Here is an 18,834-nt window from a genome sequence, read left to right on the forward strand (position 1 = left end):
TAACTTTCACAACGAAATTATACATATTTCGGATTAAGCGCTAATGATAGAGCATTCTGACAGAGCGGATCATGGGGAAAGATCACATCAGGCTGCAATTCCTCAAGATGTTTACCGGTAAGCGCGGGGATTTTTTGCGGGACGGCGAACACGGTGAGGCCTTTCATCAGCAACGTATCGCAAATGCGATTGTCTTCATCGATGGCAATGGCGACGATGGCGCGCGGTTTAAAGCGTCCGGAGGAGCGGCCGACGCCGACGCGGCCGTGTTGGCACAGGTTATCGAAAGCACGATTGAAGCGGCGAATTTGCCAGCCGCCGAAAGCCAACTGAGTCAGCCAGGCGATAGCCGCGACGGTGATTAATGCGGTAACCATAGGTGTCTCCTTAAAGGGGGATGGTCGGTATGGGATGCTGGTTTTGTAGCCCGGATAAGCGCAGCCCATCCGGGAACCCTTTAAAACATCACTTGCCCACCAGTGACGTTAATCGACTGACCCGTGCAGTACGACGCTTGCGGGCTGGCGTAAAACATCAAGACGTTCAGTACATCCTGATAATCGCAGCCGCGCTTGAGCGGCACTTTGTCGATGTAATATTGCTCCACGTCGTTCTCATTAATGCCGAGCTTGGTCGCGTACTGCGGCAGCAGCGACTGGAACATCGGTGATTTCAGCAGGTTGCCGAGCATCAGCGAATGCACGGTAATGCCGTATTCCGCGAGGTCCAGCGCCAGCGACTGCGTCAGCCCGACGCCGCCGAACTTCGCCGCGCTATAGCCGGAGTTGTGCTTGCTGCCCACTTTGCCGGATTTCGAGTTGATTTGAATGATGCGTCCTTTAATGCCATCACGGATCATCAGCCGCGAGAACTCGCGGGCGCACAGGAAGTAGCCGACCAGGTTCACCTGCAGCGAGCGGTCAAAATCGCCCAGCGCGAAGTCGCTAATAAACGCGGCTTTGGCGATACCGGCGCTGTACACCAGAAGGTCAACGCGTGAGAAAATCTCATCCACGCCGTGGGCGAGCGCCGTGACGCTGGCCTCGCTGGTGGCGTCGGCGCCGAAGCCATACGCCGTGCCTTCGCCATATTCGGCGTTAATGTCCTGGGCCACGCGGCTGGCTTTTTCGCTTTGAATATCGACCACCGCCACGCGATAGCCCTCGGCGGCTAACCCGCGGCACAGAAACTCTCCTAAGGTTTGTCCGCCACCAATGACAACAGCAACCTGATTCATCTTCCTCTCCTTCTAAGCAACAAATTTCAGTACGCAGCCGGTCGCAATGGCGTCCGGTACCGGGCCTGCCACGTGGACAGTCCCGGGGAATTCCGCTTCACGGTGGCCGTCGAAGCGCAGGGTGATATGGCCCAGCTCGCGCAGGTTTTGCTCGGCGACCTCGCCGACGGCGGTCACCGGGTAGCACAGCTCGCCGAGTTGCAGTTCCGCGCCCGGCCGTAGCGTGCCGCAGAGCTCGCCGTGATTGTGAATAAAGCAGTACTCTTCAATATCGGCCGGGGCCCCTTCACGGAAGGTGATAAGCATCTGTTCTTCCAGCGCCGTCGCCGCGCAGGCGCCGATACGGGTGATGGTGGTGTGGTAAATGACGGTCATCTTCAGGCACCTCTTATTGGTAAATAAATCCGGAAACGAACCAGGCGATCAGCACGGTTGGTGCGCCAGTCAGGAAGCGGCTGACCAGTACCGACGGCACGCCAACGCGCACGGTCTCCTGGCGGGCTTCGGCAAGTGAGAGGCCGACGGGAATAAAGTCGCAGGCGGCCTGAGCGTTAATCGCAAACAGTGCTGGCAAGGCCAGATGCGGCGGAATGTTGCCAAGGCCGATTTGTACGCCGATCAGCACGCCGATGACCTGGGCTATCACCGCGCCGGGGCCGAGGAACGGCGACAGCAGCGGGAAAGAGCAGATCAGCGCCAGCGTTACCAGCCCCAGCGGGTGGCTGGCGAGCGGCGCCAGACCGTGGGCGATCCAGTCGCCGATACCGGAGGCCATGATGATGCCGATCAGCGCCGAGACGAAGGCCATAAACGGCAGGATGGTTTTCAGCACCGTATCAATGGTGTCGCGTCCGGCCTGAAACAGCACCGCCACCACCGATCCCATACCCATCCCCACCTTAGCCAGCAGACCATCGCTCTGTTCGGTGATTTTCTTGCTGGCGTCATAGTCGCGTCCCGTGGCGGGAGCAGGCGGTGGCGCCGCTTCGCCGCTAGCCGTCAGCAGATGAATGTTCTCTTCCTTAACCCCCGAGACGTAAATATCCTCGACGATGTACTGCGCCAGCGGCCCGGATTTGCCGGTGGCGTGAATGTTGATGGTCGGGATGCGGCGCTTTGGGTAGATACCGCAGCGCAGGGTGCCGCCGCAGTCGATAATCGCGATGCCGATGTCGCTTTCTGCCGGTTCGCCTTCTTTAAATCCATCAACCGCCTGCCAGCCGGTCAGGCTGACCAGCTTATCGACGATCGCCGGACGGGTGCCTGCGGTGATATAGACAATCTTTTTGCCGTCTACGACGTCGAGCTCAAGCGGGCCGCCCCAGCCGCTGGCGCCTTTTTCAATACGAATACGGGTCATGATGTCGCTCCTGACAGTTGGACTTTCTGTTCAAGCTGAATAGCCATTTTTCTCTCGAAAATAGAGGTGGTCAGGTCGGTCACCCAGCCGCGGAAGAAGTTTGTTACCAGGCCGACCAGCAGATAGCTCACCGCCAGCGGGCCGAGCGGCAGGCCAAGGGTGGTCAAGCCGTTGGCGATGCCGAGATACACAAACAGCTCGCCGGGGTTGATGTGTGGGAATAGCCCGTTCATCGAGTGACAGCTATAGGAGGCCGCCGCGTAGTAGCTCGGTTTGTATTTCTCCGGCATAAAGCGACCGAGACTTAAGGTCATCGGGTTACAGAAGACGAAAGTGCCGATGCAGGGTAACAGCAGGTAGCGGGTGAGCGGGTTACCGGCGCAGCGTTGCGCCAGCTTCTCGATGCGCTGCTGGCCGATAAAGTTGATCAACGCATTCATGATCACCAGCAGGCTGATCAGCAGGGGCAGGATCCCGGTCACCATCCCGGTAAATACCTCGCCGCCTTTCTGAAACAGGCCGATGAACCACTCAGCGCCGTGGGTAACGACTTCAATCATTGTTCTCTCCTTCAGCGTGTTATTTTTCTTGCTAAGTTGAGGCTGATTTTAATCACTTTGAAAGCTTTTAAAGTGTTAATTAGATCGCAAAATGAAAGATAAATATTTTATTTTGAAAGTTTGTAGGCGGTGAGTGAAAACTTTGGCACATGAAACGCCGGGCGCGATCGCGCAAAAAAAGGACTATTTTGTCTGCAAATGTATTGCCGCTTCCTTGTTGGCGGGCGCATGCTTTACCATAATTACCCTTTGCCGATTTTGTTAAATGGAATTCCCATGTTGAAGCGTCGCTATCTGGCTTTACTCCCTTTATGTGCACTTCTCGCTGCCTGCAGCAGCAAACCTAAGACCCCCGCGGAAACGGAGATGGCGAGTGGAACCGGCGGCTTTTTGCTGGAGCCTCAGCATAACGTGATGCAAATGGGCGGTGATTTCGCTAATAATCCAGCGGCGGCGCAGTTCATCGATAAGATGGTGGCGAAGCATGGTTTCGATAGACAGCAGCTCCAGGAGATCCTGTCACAGGCGAAGCGGCTGGATTATGTTCTGCGTCTGATGGATCGTCAGGCGCCGAGCGGGCTGCCGCCGACCGGGCCGAACGGCGCCTGGCTGCGCTATAAGAAACAGTTTATTACCCCGGATAACGTGCAGAACGGCGTGGTCTTCTGGAATCAGTATCAGGATGCTCTGAACCGTGCTTATCAGGTTTACGGCGTGCCGCCGGAAATCATTGTCGGCATTATCGGCGTTGAAACTCGCTGGGGCCGGGTGATGGGTAAGACCCGCATTCTTGATGCGCTGGCGACCCTGTCGTTTAACTATCCGCGCCGCGCTGAATACTTCTCTTCCGAACTGGAAACCTTCCTGCTGATGGCGCGTAGCGAAAGCGATGACCCGCTGGATCTGAAAGGTTCCTTTGCCGGCGCGATGGGCTACGGCCAGTTCATGCCGTCGTCGTATAAGCAATATGCGGTGGATTTCAACGGCGATGGTCATATCAATCTGTGGGATCCGGTGGATGCCATCGGCAGCGTGGCGAACTATTTCAAACAACACGGCTGGGTGAGCGGCGATACCGTGGCGGTGCAGGCGCTGGGCCAGGCGCCGGGTCTGGATAACGGCTTTAAAACCAAATACAGCATTTCGCAATTGTCGGCGGCGGGCTTAACCCCGACGCAGTCGTTGGGCAATTACCAGCAAGCCAGCCTGCTGCGGCTGGATATCGGCACCGAATACCAGTACTGGTATGGTCTGCCGAACTTCTACACCATCACCCGCTACAACCACAGCACCCACTACGCCATGGCGGTCTGGCAGCTGGGGCTGGCGGTCTCTCAGGCCCGCGGCGGTTACTGATCCTTCCTTTCGACAAGCTCCCTGACGGGGAGTTTGCCGATGAACGGCCGGATGGCGGTTGTCGCCTTATCCAGGCCTACCGGTTTCGTGCCCCAGACTTCCCCGGATGGCGCTGCGCTTATCCGGGCTACTGATTTCGTGCGCCGGTCTTCCCGGATGGCGCTGCGTTTATCCGGGCTACCGTTTTGGTGCGCCGGTCTTCCCGGATGGCGCAGCGCTTATCCGGGCGACTGATTTCGTGCGCCGGTTTCCCCGGATGGCGCTGCGCTTATCCGGGCTACTGATTTCGTGCGCCGGTCTTCCCGGATGGCACTGCGCGTATCCGGGCTACTGATTTCGTGCGCCGGTCTCCCCGGATGGCGCTGCGTTTATCCGGGCGACTGATTTCGTGCGCCGGTCTCCCCGGGTGACGCTGCGCTTATCCGGGCTACCGTTTTTGTGCGCCGGTCTTCCCGGATGGCGCTGCGCTTATCCGGGCTACTGATTTCGTGCGCCGGTCTTCCCGGATGGCGCTGCGCTTATTCGGGCTACTGATTTCGTGCGCCGGTCTCCCCGGATGGCGCTGTGCTTATCCGGGCTACTGATTTCGTGTGCTGGTCTCCCCGGGTGACGTTGCGCGTATCCGGGCTACTGATTTCGTGCGCCGGTCTTCCCGGATGGCGCTGCGCTTATCCGGGCTACTGATTTCGTGTGCCGGTCTCCCCGGATGGCGCTGCGCTTATCCGGGCTACTGATTTCGTGCGCCGGTCTTCCCGGATGGCGCTGCGCTTATCCGGGCTACCGTTTTGGTGCCATTTGTAGCCCCGGTAAGCGTAGCGCGACCGGGGAAGTTTCCAGTCCACATTCCTCCTGTTGACCTTTGTTACATTTCCACTTACTGACGCTGATTTACATTCTTTCCTGAATCCCATATTGTTATGTTATAACATTTTATGGAGTGGGATATGTTTGCATCGGTTTTTATGGCATCCGGCGCGGCGCGCGCAGCAATCGCCTGCGTGCTGCTGGCAGCGCTGTGGTTGGCCACCTGGTGGGCGGTGGCGCTGCCATGATTGAGTTGGATCACCTGGTTGCCGGGTATGAAGGTATGGCAATTACGCCGTCGATTAGCGGCGTGATTACTGCGGGAAGTCTGACGGCGATTATTGGGCTAAACGGCTGTGGTAAATCGACGTTGCTGAAAACGCTCGCCGGGTTTATTCCGCCGGTGAGCGGCCGACTGAACTGGCGCGAGGGGCGGCCTATCGTTGGCTGGCTGGCGCAGCGCCATGCTCTCGAATCGCAGTTTCCTCTGCTGGTGCGCGATGTCGTTAGCCAGGGCGCCTGGCCGCGGGTCTCGTTGCTGCGCGGGCTTCGCGGCGATGTCCGTCGGCGCATTGAAGCGGCTCTGGAGCGGGTCGGACTCAGCGCGATGGCCAAAACGCCGATTGAAGCGCTTTCCGGCGGCCAGTTTCAGCGCATGTTGTTTGCCAGGGTGCTGGTACAACAGGCGCCACTGGTGATGCTGGACGAACCGTTTACCGGCGTTGATGAGGCAACCAGCCGCGAGCTGATGGCGTTGATCGTCGAAATGAGCCAACAGGGACAAACGATTCTGGCGGTGCTGCACGATAACCAGTGCGTAGCCGATTTCTTTCCTGAGACGTTGCTGCTCGAACCGCAGCACGCGCGTTGGGGAGAGACCCAAAACGTGCTTCCCGCGTTCAACACCGCGAGGCTGGCATGATCTGGCATACCTTTTTCCAGCCTTTCATTGAATTTGGCTTTATGCGCCGGGCGCTGGTGGTGTGCTTCGCGCTGTCGTTGAGCACCACCATGCTGGGCGTTTTGCTGCTGCTGCGACGGATGAGCCTGATGGGCGACGCGTTGTCGCACGCCATTCTGCCGGGCGTAGCGGCGGGTTATCTCCTTAACGGTATGTCGCTGCTGGCGATGAGCGTCGGCGGGTTTATTGCCGGGATCGCGGTAGCGTTGGTGGCCGGATGGGTTAGTCGGCGAACGCCATTGAAAGAGGACGCCAGTTTTGCCGGGTTTTACCTCGGTTCGCTGGCGCTCGGCGTCACGTTGGTCTCGCTGCGCGGCTCCAGCGTCGATCTCCTGCATCTGCTCTTTGGCTCGATTCTGGCGGTGGATAGCGACGCTGCGTTCTTCGTCACCGGCGTGGCGAGTCTGACGTTGTTGTGCATTGCGCTGTTTTATCGCGGGCTGGTGAGCGAGGCGTTTGATAGCGCCTGGCTGCAGGTCAACGATCGACGTCTGCCGGCGCTGCTGCACGGGCTGTTTCTCGCGCTGCTGGTGCTGAACCTGGTGGCGGGATTCCAGGTCCTCGGCACGTTAATGGCGGTGGGGTTGATGATGCTGCCCGCGGTGGCGGCGCGCTGCTGGGCGCAGACGCTGCCGGGGATTCTGCTGCTGGCGGCGGTAATCGGCGCGTTCTGCGCCTGGATGGGATTGAGCCTTTCGTGGGCGATTAATTTACCCGCCGGGCCCGCTATCGTGCTGACCGCCAGCGCGCTGTTTTTTATTTCGGTGTTTTTTGGCACGCGCAGCCGGCTGGTGGTCGGCTGGCGCAAATTGATGGGGTAAGGAAATGATGAAACGTAGGGCAATAGTGGTGGCGCTGGCATTGGGGTTGATGGCGCAGGGCGCGATGGCGAAAACGCTGAATGTGGTGAGCAGTTTTTCGGTGCTGGGCGATATGGCGCAGCAGGTTGGCGGCGAGCATGTCCATGTCGACACGCTGGTTGGGCCGGATGGCGATCCGCATACTTTTGAACCTTCACCGAAGGATAGCGCGCTGCTCAGCAAAGCGGACGTGGTGGTGGTCAATGGGCTAGGCCTGGAAGGATGGCTGGACCGCCTGATAAAAGCGTCCGGCTTTAAGGGCGAATTGGTGGTGGCGTCGCAAGGCGTTAAGACGCATACCCTTGAGGAAGACGGTAAAACGGTGACCGATCCGCACGCCTGGAATAGCGCCGCTAACGGCGCGCGGTATGCGCAGAATATCCTTGATGGCCTGGTGAAAGCCGATCCGGAAGATAAAGCGGCGCTCCAGAGCAGCGGTCAGCGCTATATCAGCCAGCTAACGGAAATCGACGGCTGGGCGAAAGCGCAGTTCAGCGCGATCCCGCTGGCGAAACGTAAAGTGCTGACCAGCCATGACGCTTTCGGCTATTTTGGCCGCGCTTATCATGTGACTTTCCTCGCGCCGCAGGGGCTCTCGTCGGAGAGCGAAGCCAGCGCAGCGCAGGTGGCGGCGCTGATTAAGCAAATTAAAGCGGATGGCGTCCATACCTGGTTTATGGAAAACCAGCTCGACCCGCGGCTGGTGCGGCAAATCGCCAGCGCGACGGGCGCGCAGCCGGGCGGAGAACTGTATCCGGAGGCGCTGTCGCAACCGGGCGGCGTGGCCGATAGCTACGTGAAAATGTTACGCCATAACGTTGAGCTGATTGCCAACAGCATGAAGTAATGGTTGCCAGGGGCGTCCCGGTCGCTGCGGGACACCCCATTTTTGGATCCCCCCTCGTAAAATCACCACCTCGTCCCCATATCTCTGCGGAAAGTGCTATCTTTGATGGCCTCTTTATCTGGCTTAAGCGGGGCGAAAATGACGGATTCAGAATTAATGCAGCTCAGCGAACAGGTTGGGCTGGCGCTGAAGGCGCAGGGCGCGACGGTCACCACCGCGGAGTCCTGCACCGGCGGTTGGATTGCCAAAGTGCTGACCGATATCTCCGGCAGCTCGGCATGGTTTGAGCGTAGCTTCGTCACCTATAGCAACGAAGCGAAATCACAAATGGTCGGCGTTAGCGAAGCCACATTGCTGGATAACGGCGCGGTGAGCGAACCGGTGGTTATTGAGATGGCGATTGGCGCGCTGCGCGCGGCCCGCGCCACTTATGCGGTATCGGTCAGCGGCATTGCCGGGCCGGATGGCGGCAGCGCGGAGAAACCCGTCGGCACCGTGTGGTTCGGCGTCGCCTGCGCCAGCGGACAGGGCGTGACCCGCCGGGAATGCTTTGCCGGAGACCGTGACGCGGTGCGTCGTCAGGCGACGGCATATGCGCTGAATCTGCTTTGGCAACAATTTCTACAAAACACTTGATACTGTATGACCATACAGTATAATTGCCTCAACTGAACAAATATTAACGGCGAAGCGAATGCGCTTCACCTCGCATGACGGGAGTTACAATGGCGATCGACGAAAACAAACAGAAAGCGTTGGCGGCAGCACTGGGCCAGATCGAAAAGCAATTCGGTAAAGGCTCCATCATGCGCCTGGGTGAAGACCGTTCCATGGACGTAGAAACCATCTCCACCGGTTCGCTTTCTCTGGATATCGCGCTGGGCGCAGGCGGTCTGCCAATGGGCCGTATCGTTGAAATTTACGGGCCGGAATCATCGGGTAAAACGACCCTGACGCTGCAGGTTATCGCCGCGGCGCAGCGTGAAGGAAAAACCTGTGCGTTTATCGATGCGGAACACGCGTTAGATCCTGTTTATGCGCGTAAACTGGGCGTTGATATCGACAACCTGCTGTGCTCCCAGCCGGATACCGGCGAACAGGCGCTGGAAATCTGTGACGCGCTGGCGCGTTCCGGCGCGGTAGACGTTATCGTCGTCGACTCCGTTGCGGCGCTGACGCCGAAAGCGGAAATCGAAGGCGAAATCGGCGACTCTCATATGGGCCTCGCGGCGCGTATGATGAGCCAGGCGATGCGTAAGCTGGCGGGTAACCTGAAGCAGTCCAACACGCTGCTGATCTTCATCAACCAGATCCGTATGAAAATTGGTGTGATGTTCGGTAACCCGGAAACCACCACCGGTGGTAACGCGCTGAAGTTCTACGCCTCTGTACGTCTGGATATTCGCCGTATCGGCGCGGTGAAAGAGGGCGACAACGTCGTCGGCAGCGAAACCCGCGTGAAAGTGGTGAAAAACAAAATCGCTGCGCCGTTTAAACAGGCTGAGTTCCAGATCCTCTACGGCGAAGGCATCAACTTCTTCGGCGAGCTGGTTGACCTCGGCGTGAAAGAGAAGCTGATTGAGAAAGCGGGCGCCTGGTATAGCTATAACGGCGACAAGATTGGTCAGGGTAAAGCGAACGCTATTTCCTGGCTGAAAGAGAACCCGGCAGCGGCGAAAGAGATTGAGAAGAAAGTTCGTGAACTGCTGCTCAACAACCAGGACACCACTCCGGACTTCGCGGTTGACGGCAACGACGCAGAAGAAACTGAACAAGATTTCTGATATTGTCGACAAGACTCACGAAGGGCTGCTTATGCAGCCCTTTTGCTTTTCTTAGATTATCGAGGTGCTTGTGACTGAAACTTCACCACGCCGTTCCGGTTATGCGCGTTTGTTGGATCGGGCGATCCGCATTCTGGCGATGCGCGACCATAGCGAACAGGAGCTGCGGCGCAAGCTGGCGGCGCCGGTAATGAGTAAGAACGGCCCTGAAACGCTGGACGTGACGGCGGAAGAGCTCGAACAGGTTATCGGTTGGTGCATTGAAAACCGCTATCTCGATGACCAGCGTTTTGTTCGCCAGTTTATTGCCAGCCGCAGCCGCAAGGGTTATGGCCCGGCGCGCATCCGCCAGGAACTGAACCAAAAAGGTATCGGCCGCAGCGACATCGAAAGCGCGATGCGCGAGTGCGAAATAGATTGGGCATTGCTTGCCAAAGAACAGGCGCAGCGTAAATACGGCGAACCATTACCTTCCGCCTTTGCTGAGAAAGTGAAAATCCAGCGATTTTTGCTGTACCGTGGCTATCTGATGGAAGATATCCAGGAAATCTGGCGAAATTTTGCAGATTGACTCATCGGGGATTTTACTTCCCTTTAAAGAAAACTTATCTTATTCCCACTTTATTCCGTCAGGCCGCTGGTTGTGACTGCACAATCAGCGTCCAGGGCGATTATTCCTTATACACAAAATCATTCAAGCTGCATCAAGGCGGCAAGAGAGAACATCTTCTGGAATGCACATGAGTTCGCGACCGGGAGAGCAAGCGCAGCCAGGACAGAGGCGACTTGAAGGATGACGTGTAGCTTGATTTCAGGATAATTATGAGCAAGAGCACCGCTGAGATCCGTCAGGCGTTTCTCGACTTTTTCCATAGTAAGGGACATCAGGTAGTTGCCAGCAGCTCCCTGGTGCCGCACAACGATCCGACCCTGCTGTTTACCAATGCCGGGATGAACCAGTTCAAGGATGTTTTCCTTGGCCTCGATAAACGTAATTATTCGCGCGCGACTACCGCGCAGCGTTGCGTGCGTGCGGGTGGTAAACACAACGATCTGGAAAACGTCGGTTACACCGCGCGCCACCACACCTTCTTCGAAATGCTGGGCAACTTCAGCTTCGGCGATTATTTCAAGCAGGATGCCATCAAATACGCATGGGAACTGCTGACCGGCGAAAACTGGTTCGCGCTGCCGAAAGAAAAGCTGTGGGTTACCGTTTACGAGACCGATGACGAAGCTTTCGACATCTGGGCGAATGAAGTCGGCGTTCCGCGCGAGCGTATTATCCGCATCGGCGACAACAAAGGCGCGCCGTTTGCTTCTGATAACTTCTGGCAGATGGGTGATACTGGCCCGTGCGGTCCGTGCACCGAAATCTTCTTTGACCATGGCGACCACATCTGGGGCGGCCCTCCGGGAACGCCGGAAGAAGACGGCGACCGTTACATTGAGATCTGGAACATCGTCTTCATGCAGTTCAACCGTCAGGCTGACGGTACCATGGAACCGCTGCCGAAGCCGTCTGTCGACACCGGTATGGGTCTGGAGCGTATTGCCGCGGTACTGCAGCACGTTAACTCCAACTATGACATCGACCTGTTCCGCAACCTGATTGCCAGCGTAGCGCAAGTCACCGGCGCGACCGATCTGACTAACAAGTCGCTGCGCGTTATCGCTGACCATATTCGTTCCTGCGCGTTCTTGATCGCCGACGGCGTGATCCCATCGAATGAAAACCGCGGCTACGTGCTGCGTCGCATCATTCGTCGCGCGATTCGTCATGGCAACATGCTGGGCGCTAAAGACACTTTCTTCTGGAAACTGGTTGCTCCGCTGATCGACGTCATGGGTTCTGCGGGTGAAGAACTGAAACAGCAGCAGGCTCAGGTTGAGCAGGTGCTGAAAACGGAAGAAGAGCAGTTTGCTCGTACCCTGGAGCGCGGACTGGCGCTACTGGACGACGAACTGTCGAAGCTCAAAGGTGACACGCTGGACGGCGAAACCGCTTTCCGTCTGTATGACACTTACGGCTTCCCGGTCGACCTGACCGCGGACGTGTGCCGCGAACGCAACATCAAGGTCGACGAAGCCGGCTTTGAAGCTGCGATGGAAGAGCAGCGCCGTCGCGCGCGCGAATCCAGCGGTTTCGGCGCTGACTATAACGCGATGATTCGCGTTGACGGCGCATCGGAATTTAAAGGCTACGATCATCTGGAACTGAACGGCAAAGTCACGGCGCTGTTCATTGACGGTAAAGCGGTTGATAGCGTAAGCGCAGGCCAGGATGCGGTTGTGATTCTCGATCAGACCCCGTTCTATGCGGAGTCCGGCGGACAGGTCGGCGATAAAGGTGAACTGAAAGGCGAGGGCTTCTCCTTCGCTGTCAGCGACACGCAGAAATACGGCCAGGCAATTGGTCATGTCGGTAAAGTCGCCAGCGGCTCCCTGAAAGTGGGCGATGCGGTGCAGGCCGATGTCGATCAGGCTCGCCGCCAGCGTATCCGTCTGAACCACTCCGCGACGCACCTGATGCACGCGGCGCTGCGCCAGGTTCTCGGCACTCACGTGGCGCAGAAAGGCTCTTTGGTTAACGACAAAGCGCTGCGCTTTGACTTCTCGCATTTCGAAGCAATGAAGCCGGAAGAAATTCGCGCGGTAGAGGATCTGGTGAATGCGCAGATCCGTCGTAACCTGGCTATCGAAACCAATATTATGGATATTGATGCCGCCCGCGAATCCGGCGCGATGGCGCTGTTCGGCGAGAAATATGACGATCGCGTTCGCGTGCTGCGGATGGGTGATTTCTCCACTGAGCTGTGCGGTGGGACTCACGCGGCGCGTACCGGTGATATCGGTCTGTTCCGTATTACCTCTGAATCCGGTACCGCCGCAGGCGTGCGCCGTATTGAAGCGGTAACCGGCGAAGGGGCGATAGCCAGCCTGCATGCGCAGAGCGATCAGCTCGGTGATATCGCGCAGCTGCTGAAGGGTGATAGCCACAGCATCGGCGATAAAATTCGCGCGACGCTTGAACGTACCCGCCAGTTGGAAAAAGAGCTGCAGCAGCTGAAAGAGCAGGCTGCGGCACAGGAGAGCGCAAACCTCTCCAGTAAAGCGGAAGAAATTAACGGCGTTAAGCTGCTGGTCAGCGAGCTGGCCGGCGTTGAGCCGAAAATGCTGCGTACCATGGTTGATGATCTGAAGAACCAGCTCGGTTCGACAGTCGTTGTATTAGCTACGGTAGCGGATGGTAAGGTTTCTCTGATTGCCGGTGTGTCTAAGGACGTGACAGATCGCGTGAAAGCAGGGGAGCTAGTTGGTATGGTCGCCCAACAGGTGGGCGGTAAAGGGGGCGGTCGTCCGGATATGGCGCAAGCCGGTGGTACCGATGCGTCCGCTCTCCCTGCAGCATTAGCCAGTGTGAAAGGCTGGGTAAGCGCAAAACTGTAATAACTATAAACGTATAGGTTCCGTAATCCTTTGATTACGGCACCTTGCGTCATAAGCACTGATAACGATAAAGTCGGGTTGAAGTTGTGTATATCGGCTAAACTTAGGTTTAACAGAATGTGATGCCGTGACTGCTTACGCCGTGAGGTGTTTGTCATCGCTTACTTTTTGGCGTTATATGATGGATAATGCCGGGATGCGAGAGACCCGACTCTTTTAATCTTTCAAGGAGCAAAGAATGCTGATTCTGACTCGTCGAGTTGGTGAGACCCTCATGATTGGAGATGAGGTCACTGTGACAGTTTTAGGGGTTAAGGGTAACCAGGTACGTATTGGCGTCAACGCCCCTAAAGAAGTCTCTGTACATCGTGAAGAAATCTACCAGCGTATCCAGGCTGAAAAATCCCAGCAGTCCAGTTACTAAGCTTTCCGCGCCTCGCTACATTGTGAGGCGCATCCCCCCGGTGGTCGTTTTTTCTCTTTTTCTCTTCTGTTTCTCCTTTTGTCGCCGTGTCTCCTTTGTTTTTATTCGTCGTAGGCCTCTTTTCTTTGTCGCTTTGGGTTGGCCGTAAAGGGCGATTTCCTGTTGATAAAATACTCTTTTTGCCGTTTTTGCAGGCTAATTGCGCGTGAAGTGTGCAAACAGAAAAAGCGTTCGAAAAATTGTTTGACTTATAAGTCTCAGAAAGTAATATGTGCGCCATCGCAGCGACGAAGAGCAGAAACAAGTTCTCCGAAGCACTCGTAAGAGGCGTGTTGTGTGGTGAGGTGGCCGAGAGGCTGAAGGCGCTCCCCTGCTAAGGGAGTATGCGGTCAAAAGCTGCATCCGGGGTTCGAATCCCCGCCTCACCGCCATTTTGCATCCGTAGCTCAGCTGGATAGAGTACTCGGCTACGAACCGAGCGGTCGGAGGTTCGAATCCTCCCGGATGCACCATATTCTCCTTAGTAACAGCACTATCGTTGTTACACGGTCTGCGAAATTTTCGCCAGCACCAGGGAGGATAACGTTGCAAAAGCAGCGGCCCGCAGTGCGAGGCGTAATCGAGTCACTCTACCGATTACTCTATCATACTCAGTGTGGCATGTGTTAGTTGTGACACTGACGCGTAGTAAAGCAAGTTTCCCGATGCATCCGTAGCTCAGCTGGATAGAGTACTCGGCTACGAACCGAGCGGTCGGAGGTTCGAATCCTCCCGGATGCACCATATTCTCCTTAGTAACAGCACTATCGTTGTTACATGGTCTGCGAAATTATCGCCGCACTAGGGAGGATAACGTTGCGTAAGCAACGGCCCGTAGGGCGAGGCGTAGACGAGTCATCCTCCCGGATGCACCATTCTTGCCCGATTCAGATGAATTCTGTAGTAAACTAGTTATTCCGATGCATCCGTAGCTCAGCTGGATAGAGTACTCGGCTACGAACCGAGCGGTCGGAGGTTCGAATCCTCCCGGATGCACCATTCTTACCTGATTCAGATGAATTCTGTAGTAAACTAGTTATTCCGATGCATCCGTAGCTCAGCTGGATAGAGTACTCGGCTACGAACCGAGCGGTCGGAGGTTCGAATCCTCCCGGATGCACCATATTCTCCTTAATAACAGCAATACTGCCTGTTTTTATGGTCTGCGAAATTATCGCCGCACCAGGGAGGATAACGTTGCGTAAGCAACGGCCCGTAGGGCGAGGCGCAGCCGAGTCATCCTCCCGGATGCACCATATTCCCCCCAGCAAAACTCCCCATTAGCATCCTGACTAAAACAACGCATCCCAGCTCCTCGATAATCAACACATTTCTTATTGGCAAGTCGCTCTTTCCACTATAATTTATCCCTGTATATCTACCTGAACCGGGTGTGATGAATGCAAGGAGAGAAATCAATGAAATGGTTCAAAGCAATACCTGCCTTTTGCGCAACGCTTCTGGTCGCCGTCTCTCTGGCGGGATGCGCCGGATCGTCCACCAAAGAGAGCACCGGTGGTTACATTGACGATACCGTGGTGACTACCAAGGTAAAAAGCGCGCTGTTTAACGACAAAGATATTAAATCCACTGAAATCAGCGTTCAGACCTTTAAAGGCCGCGTGCAGCTGAGCGGTTTCGTATCGTCTGCAGAAAGCGCTCAACGCGCGGTAGAAGTCACCCGTCGCGTGCAGGGCGTACGCGTGGTTGAGAACGACTTGCGAGTCAAATAAAACGATTGACGATGCCCCCATCGAATAAGGCGCCTGTAGGCGCCTTTGCTGTCTCTGGCGCCCCCGCGACAAAACCCGCCTTTTGCGATAAAGTAACGTTTCCTTATTCGGTTGGTGAGAACACGATGTACGAACGTTACGCAGGACTGATTTTCGATATGGATGGCACCATCCTCGATACCGAGCCGACGCATCGTAAGGCATGGCACGAAGTATTGGGCCGTTACGGTATGCGTTTCGATGAGCAGGCCATGGTTGCGCTCAACGGTTCTCCCACCTGGCGTATTGCCCAGGCGATTATCGAGCTGAATCAGGCTGATTTAGATCCGCATCGTCTGGCGCAGGAAAAAACCGCCGCCGTTAAAGCGATGTTGCTGGATAGCGTACGCCCGTTACCGCTCATTGAGGTGGTCAAAGCGTGGCATGGCCGTCGCCCGATGTCGGTCGGCACCGGTAGCGAAAGCGCCGTTGCCGAAGCGTTGCTGGCACATCTTGGCCTGCGTCATTACTTCTCCGCGGTGATAGCCGCCGATCATGTGGCGCACCACAAACCGGCGCCTGATACCTTCCTGCTATGCGCGGAACGCATGGGCGTCGCACCGGAGCGATGCGTGGTCTTCGAAGATGCCGACTTCGGTCTGCAGGCGGCGAAACGCGCGGGAATGGATGTCGTGGACGTGCGTTTGCTGTGAGCGACTCGCTGTCGCTCCTGTCGCTTTTTGCCAGCAGCTTTTTAAGCGCCACCTTGCTTCCCGGCAACTCAGAGGTGGTGATGGTTGCTATGCTTCTTACGGGGGTCAGTCAACCGTGGATGCTGGTATTAATAGCAACAATCGGCAATAGCCTTGGAGGGGTAACTAACGTTATTCTGGGGCGCCTGTTTCCGCTGCGTAAGACATCACGCTGGCAGGAGAGGGCGGCCGGCTGGCTAAAACGCTATGGTGCGGTGACATTATTATTGAGCTGGGCGCCTGTTATAGGCGATTTGCTGTGTTTACTGGCGGGATGGATGCGCATTTCCTGGGGACCAGTGCTTTTTTTCTTATGTCTTGGTAAGGCGTTGCGCTATATCGTCATTGCGGCGGCAACGCTTCAGGGCATGACGTGGTGGCACTAATTGGACTGATTGTTCAACCATTACAATTATGCTAATTCAAACGATTTCGACAGGCGGGAGGTCAAATTGATCCCGGACGTATCACAGGCGCTGGCCTGGCTGGAAAAAAATCCGCAGGCGCTGCAAGGCATTAAACGTGGGCTTGAGCGCGAAACGCTGCGCGTTAACGCGGACGGCACGCTGGCCACTACCGGCCATCCTGTTGCTTTAGGGTCGGCGCTGACCCACAAATGGATTACCACTGATTTTGCTGAAGCCCTGCTGGAGTTTATTACCCCAGTAGATGGCGACGTCGATCATATGCTCACTTTCCTGCGCGATGTGCATCGCTTCACCGCCCGCCAGCTTGGCGATGAGCGGATGTGGCCGCTGAGCATGCCTTGCTATATCGCGCCGGGCCAGGACATTGAACTGGCGCAGTACGGCACCTCTAACGTCGGGCGTCTGAAGACGCTGTATCGTGAAGGGCTGAAAAACCGCTACGGCGCGCTGATGCAAACCATTTCCGGCGTGCACTACAACTTCTCGCTGCCGATGGCGTTCTGGCAGGCGAAGTGCGGCGTAGAAGACGCCGAAAGCGGTAAGGAGGCGATCTCCGCCGGTTACTTCCGCTCAATTCGTAACTACTACCGCTTCGGTTGGGTGATCCCGTACCTGTTCGGCGCATCGCCGGCGATTTGTTCCTCGTTCCTGCAGGGCAAACCGACCACGCTGCCGTTTGAAGAGACCGCCAACGGCATGTATTACCTGCCGTACGCCACCTCTTTGCGTCTGAGCGACCTGGGTTATACCAATAAGTCGCAAAGCAATCTCGGTATTACGTTTAACGATCTGCACGAGTATGTGGCAGGATTGAAGCGGGCGATTAAAACGCCGTCGGAAGAGTACGCCGCAATCGGGCTCGAAAAAGACGGTAAGCACCTGCAGATCAACAGCAACATCCTGCAGATTGAAAATGAACTGTACGCGCCGATTCGTCCAAAACGCGTCACCCGTAGCGGTGAAACGCCGTCCGATGCGCTGCTGCGCGGCGGGATTGAATACATCGAAGTACGTTCGCTGGATATCAACCCGTTCTCGCCAATTGGCGTGGACGAGCAGCAGGTGCGTTTCCTCGATCTGTTTATGGTCTGGTGTGTGCTGGCCGATGCGCCGGAGATGAGCAGCAGCGAGCTGCTGTGTACCCGCACCAACTGGAATCGCGTGATTCTTGAAGGCCGCAAACCTGGCCTGACGCTGGGTATCGGTTGTGAAAGCGCGCAGTTCCCGCTGGCGAAAGTGGGCAAAGATCTGTTCCGCGATTTACGCCGCGTGGCGCAAACGCTGGATAGCATCCACGGTGGCGAGGCCTATCAACAGGTGTGCGATGAGCTGCTGGCCTGTTTCGACGATCCGGAATTAACTTTCTCAGCACGCATTCTGCGTTCTATGATTGAAGAGGGGATTGGCGGCACCGGGCGTAAATTGGCTGACCAGTATCGGACGATACTGCGCGAAGAGCCTCTGGAAATTTTAAGCGAAGACGATTTTATCGCCGAGCGTGATGCGTCGGTTGCGCGTCAGAAGAAAGTGGAAGCGGAAGATAGCGAGCCATTTGAGGCGCTTTTAGCACGACACGCGTAGTAAAAAGCGGTACAAAAGAAAAAGGCCACATCAATGTGGCCAAACTTTCATCTCTGATTCAGGGATGATGATGATAATAAATGCGCGTCTTTCATATACTCAGACTCGCTGTTGAACGAAGAGTTCATTTTATTTTAAAAAAAATCACTATCGGAGGTGAAGAATGCCGTTGTTAGATAGTTTCACAGTCGACCATACCCGAATGGAAGCGCCTGCGGTGCGCGTCGCGAAGAAAATGAACACGCCGCACGGCGATCAAATCACCGTTTTCGATCTGCGATTCTGCGTACCAAACCAGGAAGTGATGCCGGAACGTGGTATTCATACACTGGAGCACCTGTTTGCCGGTTTCATGCGCGATCACCTGAATGGTAATGGCGTGGAAATTATCGACATCTCTCCGATGGGCTGCCGTACCGGTTTCTACATGAGCCTGATTGGCACGCCTGATGAGCAGCGTGTTGCCGATGCCTGGAAAGCGGCGATGGCCGACGTGCTGAAAGTGAAAGATCAGACCCAGATCCCTGAGCTGAACGTGTACCAGTGCGGCACCTACACCATGCACTCGCTGCAGGAAGCGCAGGATATCGCCCGCCACATCATCGAGCGTGATGTTCGCATCAACAGCAACGATGAGCTGGCGCTACCGAAAGAAAAACTGCAAGAACTGCACATCTAG

General features: G+C 56.2%; 20 protein-coding genes and 5 tRNA genes. 20 read left to right on the forward strand and 5 right to left on the reverse strand.

The genetic code is table 11. The features are described from left to right. Positions 1–17 precede the first annotated feature (17 nt). The 5 genes from gutM to PYR66_05180 all read right to left on the reverse strand — a co-directional run bounded on the left by gutM (position 18) and on the right by PYR66_05180 (position 3,157). Entirely contained in the window at positions 18–377 is a 360-nt protein-coding gene (gene gutM, locus PYR66_05160) for a transcriptional regulator GutM (protein WEF29123.1), read from the reverse strand. An 80-nt stretch (positions 378–457) separates the two neighbouring features. Further along, on the reverse strand, positions 458–1,237 hold the full coding sequence (gene srlD, locus PYR66_05165) for a sorbitol-6-phosphate dehydrogenase (GenBank protein ID WEF29124.1): 780 nt from the start codon (positions 1,235–1,237) through the stop codon (positions 458–460). Between the two features lie 12 nt (positions 1,238–1,249). Beyond that, a complete protein-coding gene (gene srlB / locus PYR66_05170) occupies positions 1,250–1,612 on the reverse strand; it encodes a PTS glucitol/sorbitol transporter subunit IIA (GenBank protein WEF29125.1) in 363 nt (120 codons plus the stop codon). A gap of 13 nt (positions 1,613–1,625) precedes the next feature. Next, on the reverse strand, positions 1,626–2,597 hold the full coding sequence (locus tag PYR66_05175; protein ID WEF29126.1) for a PTS glucitol/sorbitol transporter subunit IIB: 972 nt from the start codon (positions 2,595–2,597) through the stop codon (positions 1,626–1,628). Next, positions 2,594–3,157 carry a PTS glucitol/sorbitol transporter subunit IIC gene (locus PYR66_05180; GenBank protein WEF29127.1) on the reverse strand — a complete coding sequence of 188 codons (564 nt, stop codon included), beginning with the start codon at positions 3,155–3,157 and terminating at the stop codon, positions 2,594–2,596. The genes PYR66_05175 and PYR66_05180 overlap by 4 nt, the downstream gene beginning before the upstream one ends. A gap of 276 nt (positions 3,158–3,433) precedes the next feature. On the opposite strand from PYR66_05180, the gene mltB reads away from it, so the two are divergent. The 20 genes from mltB (at position 3,434) to luxS (ending at position 18,834) form a co-directional block, all read left to right on the forward strand. Then, positions 3,434–4,513 carry a lytic murein transglycosylase B gene (gene mltB, locus PYR66_05185; GenBank protein ID WEF29128.1) on the forward strand — a complete coding sequence of 360 codons (1,080 nt, stop codon included), beginning with the start codon at positions 3,434–3,436 and terminating at the stop codon, positions 4,511–4,513. Between the two features lie 106 nt (positions 4,514–4,619). Next, positions 4,620–4,847, forward strand: coding sequence for a hypothetical protein (locus tag PYR66_05190; protein WEF29129.1), 228 nt, complete (start codon positions 4,620–4,622; stop codon positions 4,845–4,847). A 681-nt stretch (positions 4,848–5,528) separates the two neighbouring features. Further along, the gene (locus PYR66_05195; protein ID WEF29130.1) at positions 5,529–6,239 is read left to right on the forward strand and encodes an ATP-binding cassette domain-containing protein; all 711 of its coding nucleotides are present in this window, start codon (positions 5,529–5,531) and stop codon (positions 6,237–6,239) included. Further along, positions 6,236–7,099 carry a metal ABC transporter permease gene (locus PYR66_05200; protein ID WEF29131.1) on the forward strand — a complete coding sequence of 288 codons (864 nt, stop codon included), beginning with the start codon at positions 6,236–6,238 and terminating at the stop codon, positions 7,097–7,099. Before PYR66_05195 ends, PYR66_05200 begins: the two co-directional genes overlap by 4 nt. Before the next feature lie 7 nt (positions 7,100–7,106). After that, positions 7,107–7,985, forward strand: a complete 879-nt coding sequence (locus PYR66_05205) for a metal ABC transporter substrate-binding protein (GenBank protein WEF30359.1) — start codon at positions 7,107–7,109, stop codon at positions 7,983–7,985. A 138-nt stretch (positions 7,986–8,123) separates the two neighbouring features. Beyond that, positions 8,124–8,621, forward strand: coding sequence for a nicotinamide-nucleotide amidase (gene pncC / locus PYR66_05210; GenBank protein WEF29132.1), 498 nt, complete (start codon positions 8,124–8,126; stop codon positions 8,619–8,621). A gap of 89 nt (positions 8,622–8,710) precedes the next feature. Beyond that, positions 8,711–9,769 carry a recombinase RecA gene (recA, locus tag PYR66_05215; protein WEF29133.1) on the forward strand — a complete coding sequence of 353 codons (1,059 nt, stop codon included), beginning with the start codon at positions 8,711–8,713 and terminating at the stop codon, positions 9,767–9,769. Between the two features lie 70 nt (positions 9,770–9,839). Continuing rightward, the gene (gene recX, locus PYR66_05220) at positions 9,840–10,340 is read left to right on the forward strand and encodes a recombination regulator RecX (protein WEF29134.1); all 501 of its coding nucleotides are present in this window, start codon (positions 9,840–9,842) and stop codon (positions 10,338–10,340) included. 251 nt (positions 10,341–10,591) lie between these two features. Next, entirely contained in the window at positions 10,592–13,219 is a 2,628-nt protein-coding gene (gene alaS, locus PYR66_05225; GenBank protein ID WEF29135.1) for an alanine--tRNA ligase, read from the forward strand. Between the two features lie 238 nt (positions 13,220–13,457). Beyond that, positions 13,458–13,643: a carbon storage regulator CsrA gene (gene csrA, locus PYR66_05230; protein WEF29136.1), complete on the forward strand. Its 186-nt coding sequence runs from the start codon at positions 13,458–13,460 to the stop codon at positions 13,641–13,643. Positions 13,644–13,981: 338 nt separating this feature from the next. Then, a tRNA-Ser gene (locus PYR66_05235) sits at positions 13,982–14,074 on the forward strand. Between the two features lie 4 nt (positions 14,075–14,078). Beyond that, positions 14,079–14,155, forward strand: a tRNA-Arg gene (locus tag PYR66_05240). A 194-nt stretch (positions 14,156–14,349) separates the two neighbouring features. Then, positions 14,350–14,426: transfer RNA gene (locus PYR66_05245), tRNA-Arg, on the forward strand. Positions 14,427–14,604: 178 nt separating this feature from the next. Then, a tRNA-Arg gene (locus PYR66_05250) sits at positions 14,605–14,681 on the forward strand. 47 nt (positions 14,682–14,728) lie between these two features. Then, positions 14,729–14,805 (forward strand) — tRNA-Arg (locus PYR66_05255). Between the two features lie 295 nt (positions 14,806–15,100). Continuing rightward, positions 15,101–15,415 carry a BON domain-containing protein gene (locus PYR66_05260; GenBank protein ID WEF29137.1) on the forward strand — a complete coding sequence of 105 codons (315 nt, stop codon included), beginning with the start codon at positions 15,101–15,103 and terminating at the stop codon, positions 15,413–15,415. Positions 15,416–15,540: 125 nt separating this feature from the next. Beyond that, complete coding sequence (gene yqaB, locus PYR66_05265; GenBank protein WEF29138.1) at positions 15,541–16,107, forward strand: fructose-1-phosphate/6-phosphogluconate phosphatase; 567 nt, start codon at positions 15,541–15,543, stop codon at positions 16,105–16,107. After that, the gene (locus PYR66_05270) at positions 16,104–16,532 is read left to right on the forward strand and encodes a DedA family protein (GenBank protein ID WEF29139.1); all 429 of its coding nucleotides are present in this window, start codon (positions 16,104–16,106) and stop codon (positions 16,530–16,532) included. Before yqaB ends, PYR66_05270 begins: the two co-directional genes overlap by 4 nt. 66 nt (positions 16,533–16,598) lie before the next feature. Next, entirely contained in the window at positions 16,599–18,155 is a 1,557-nt protein-coding gene (gshA, locus tag PYR66_05275) for a glutamate--cysteine ligase (GenBank protein WEF29140.1), read from the forward strand. A 163-nt stretch (positions 18,156–18,318) separates the two neighbouring features. Further along, positions 18,319–18,834, forward strand: a complete 516-nt coding sequence (gene luxS / locus PYR66_05280) for an S-ribosylhomocysteine lyase (GenBank protein WEF29141.1) — start codon at positions 18,319–18,321, stop codon at positions 18,832–18,834.

The sequence above is a fragment of the Klebsiella aerogenes genome, assembly GCA_029027985.1.
GTDB lineage: Bacteria > Pseudomonadota > Gammaproteobacteria > Enterobacterales > Enterobacteriaceae > Klebsiella > Klebsiella aerogenes_A.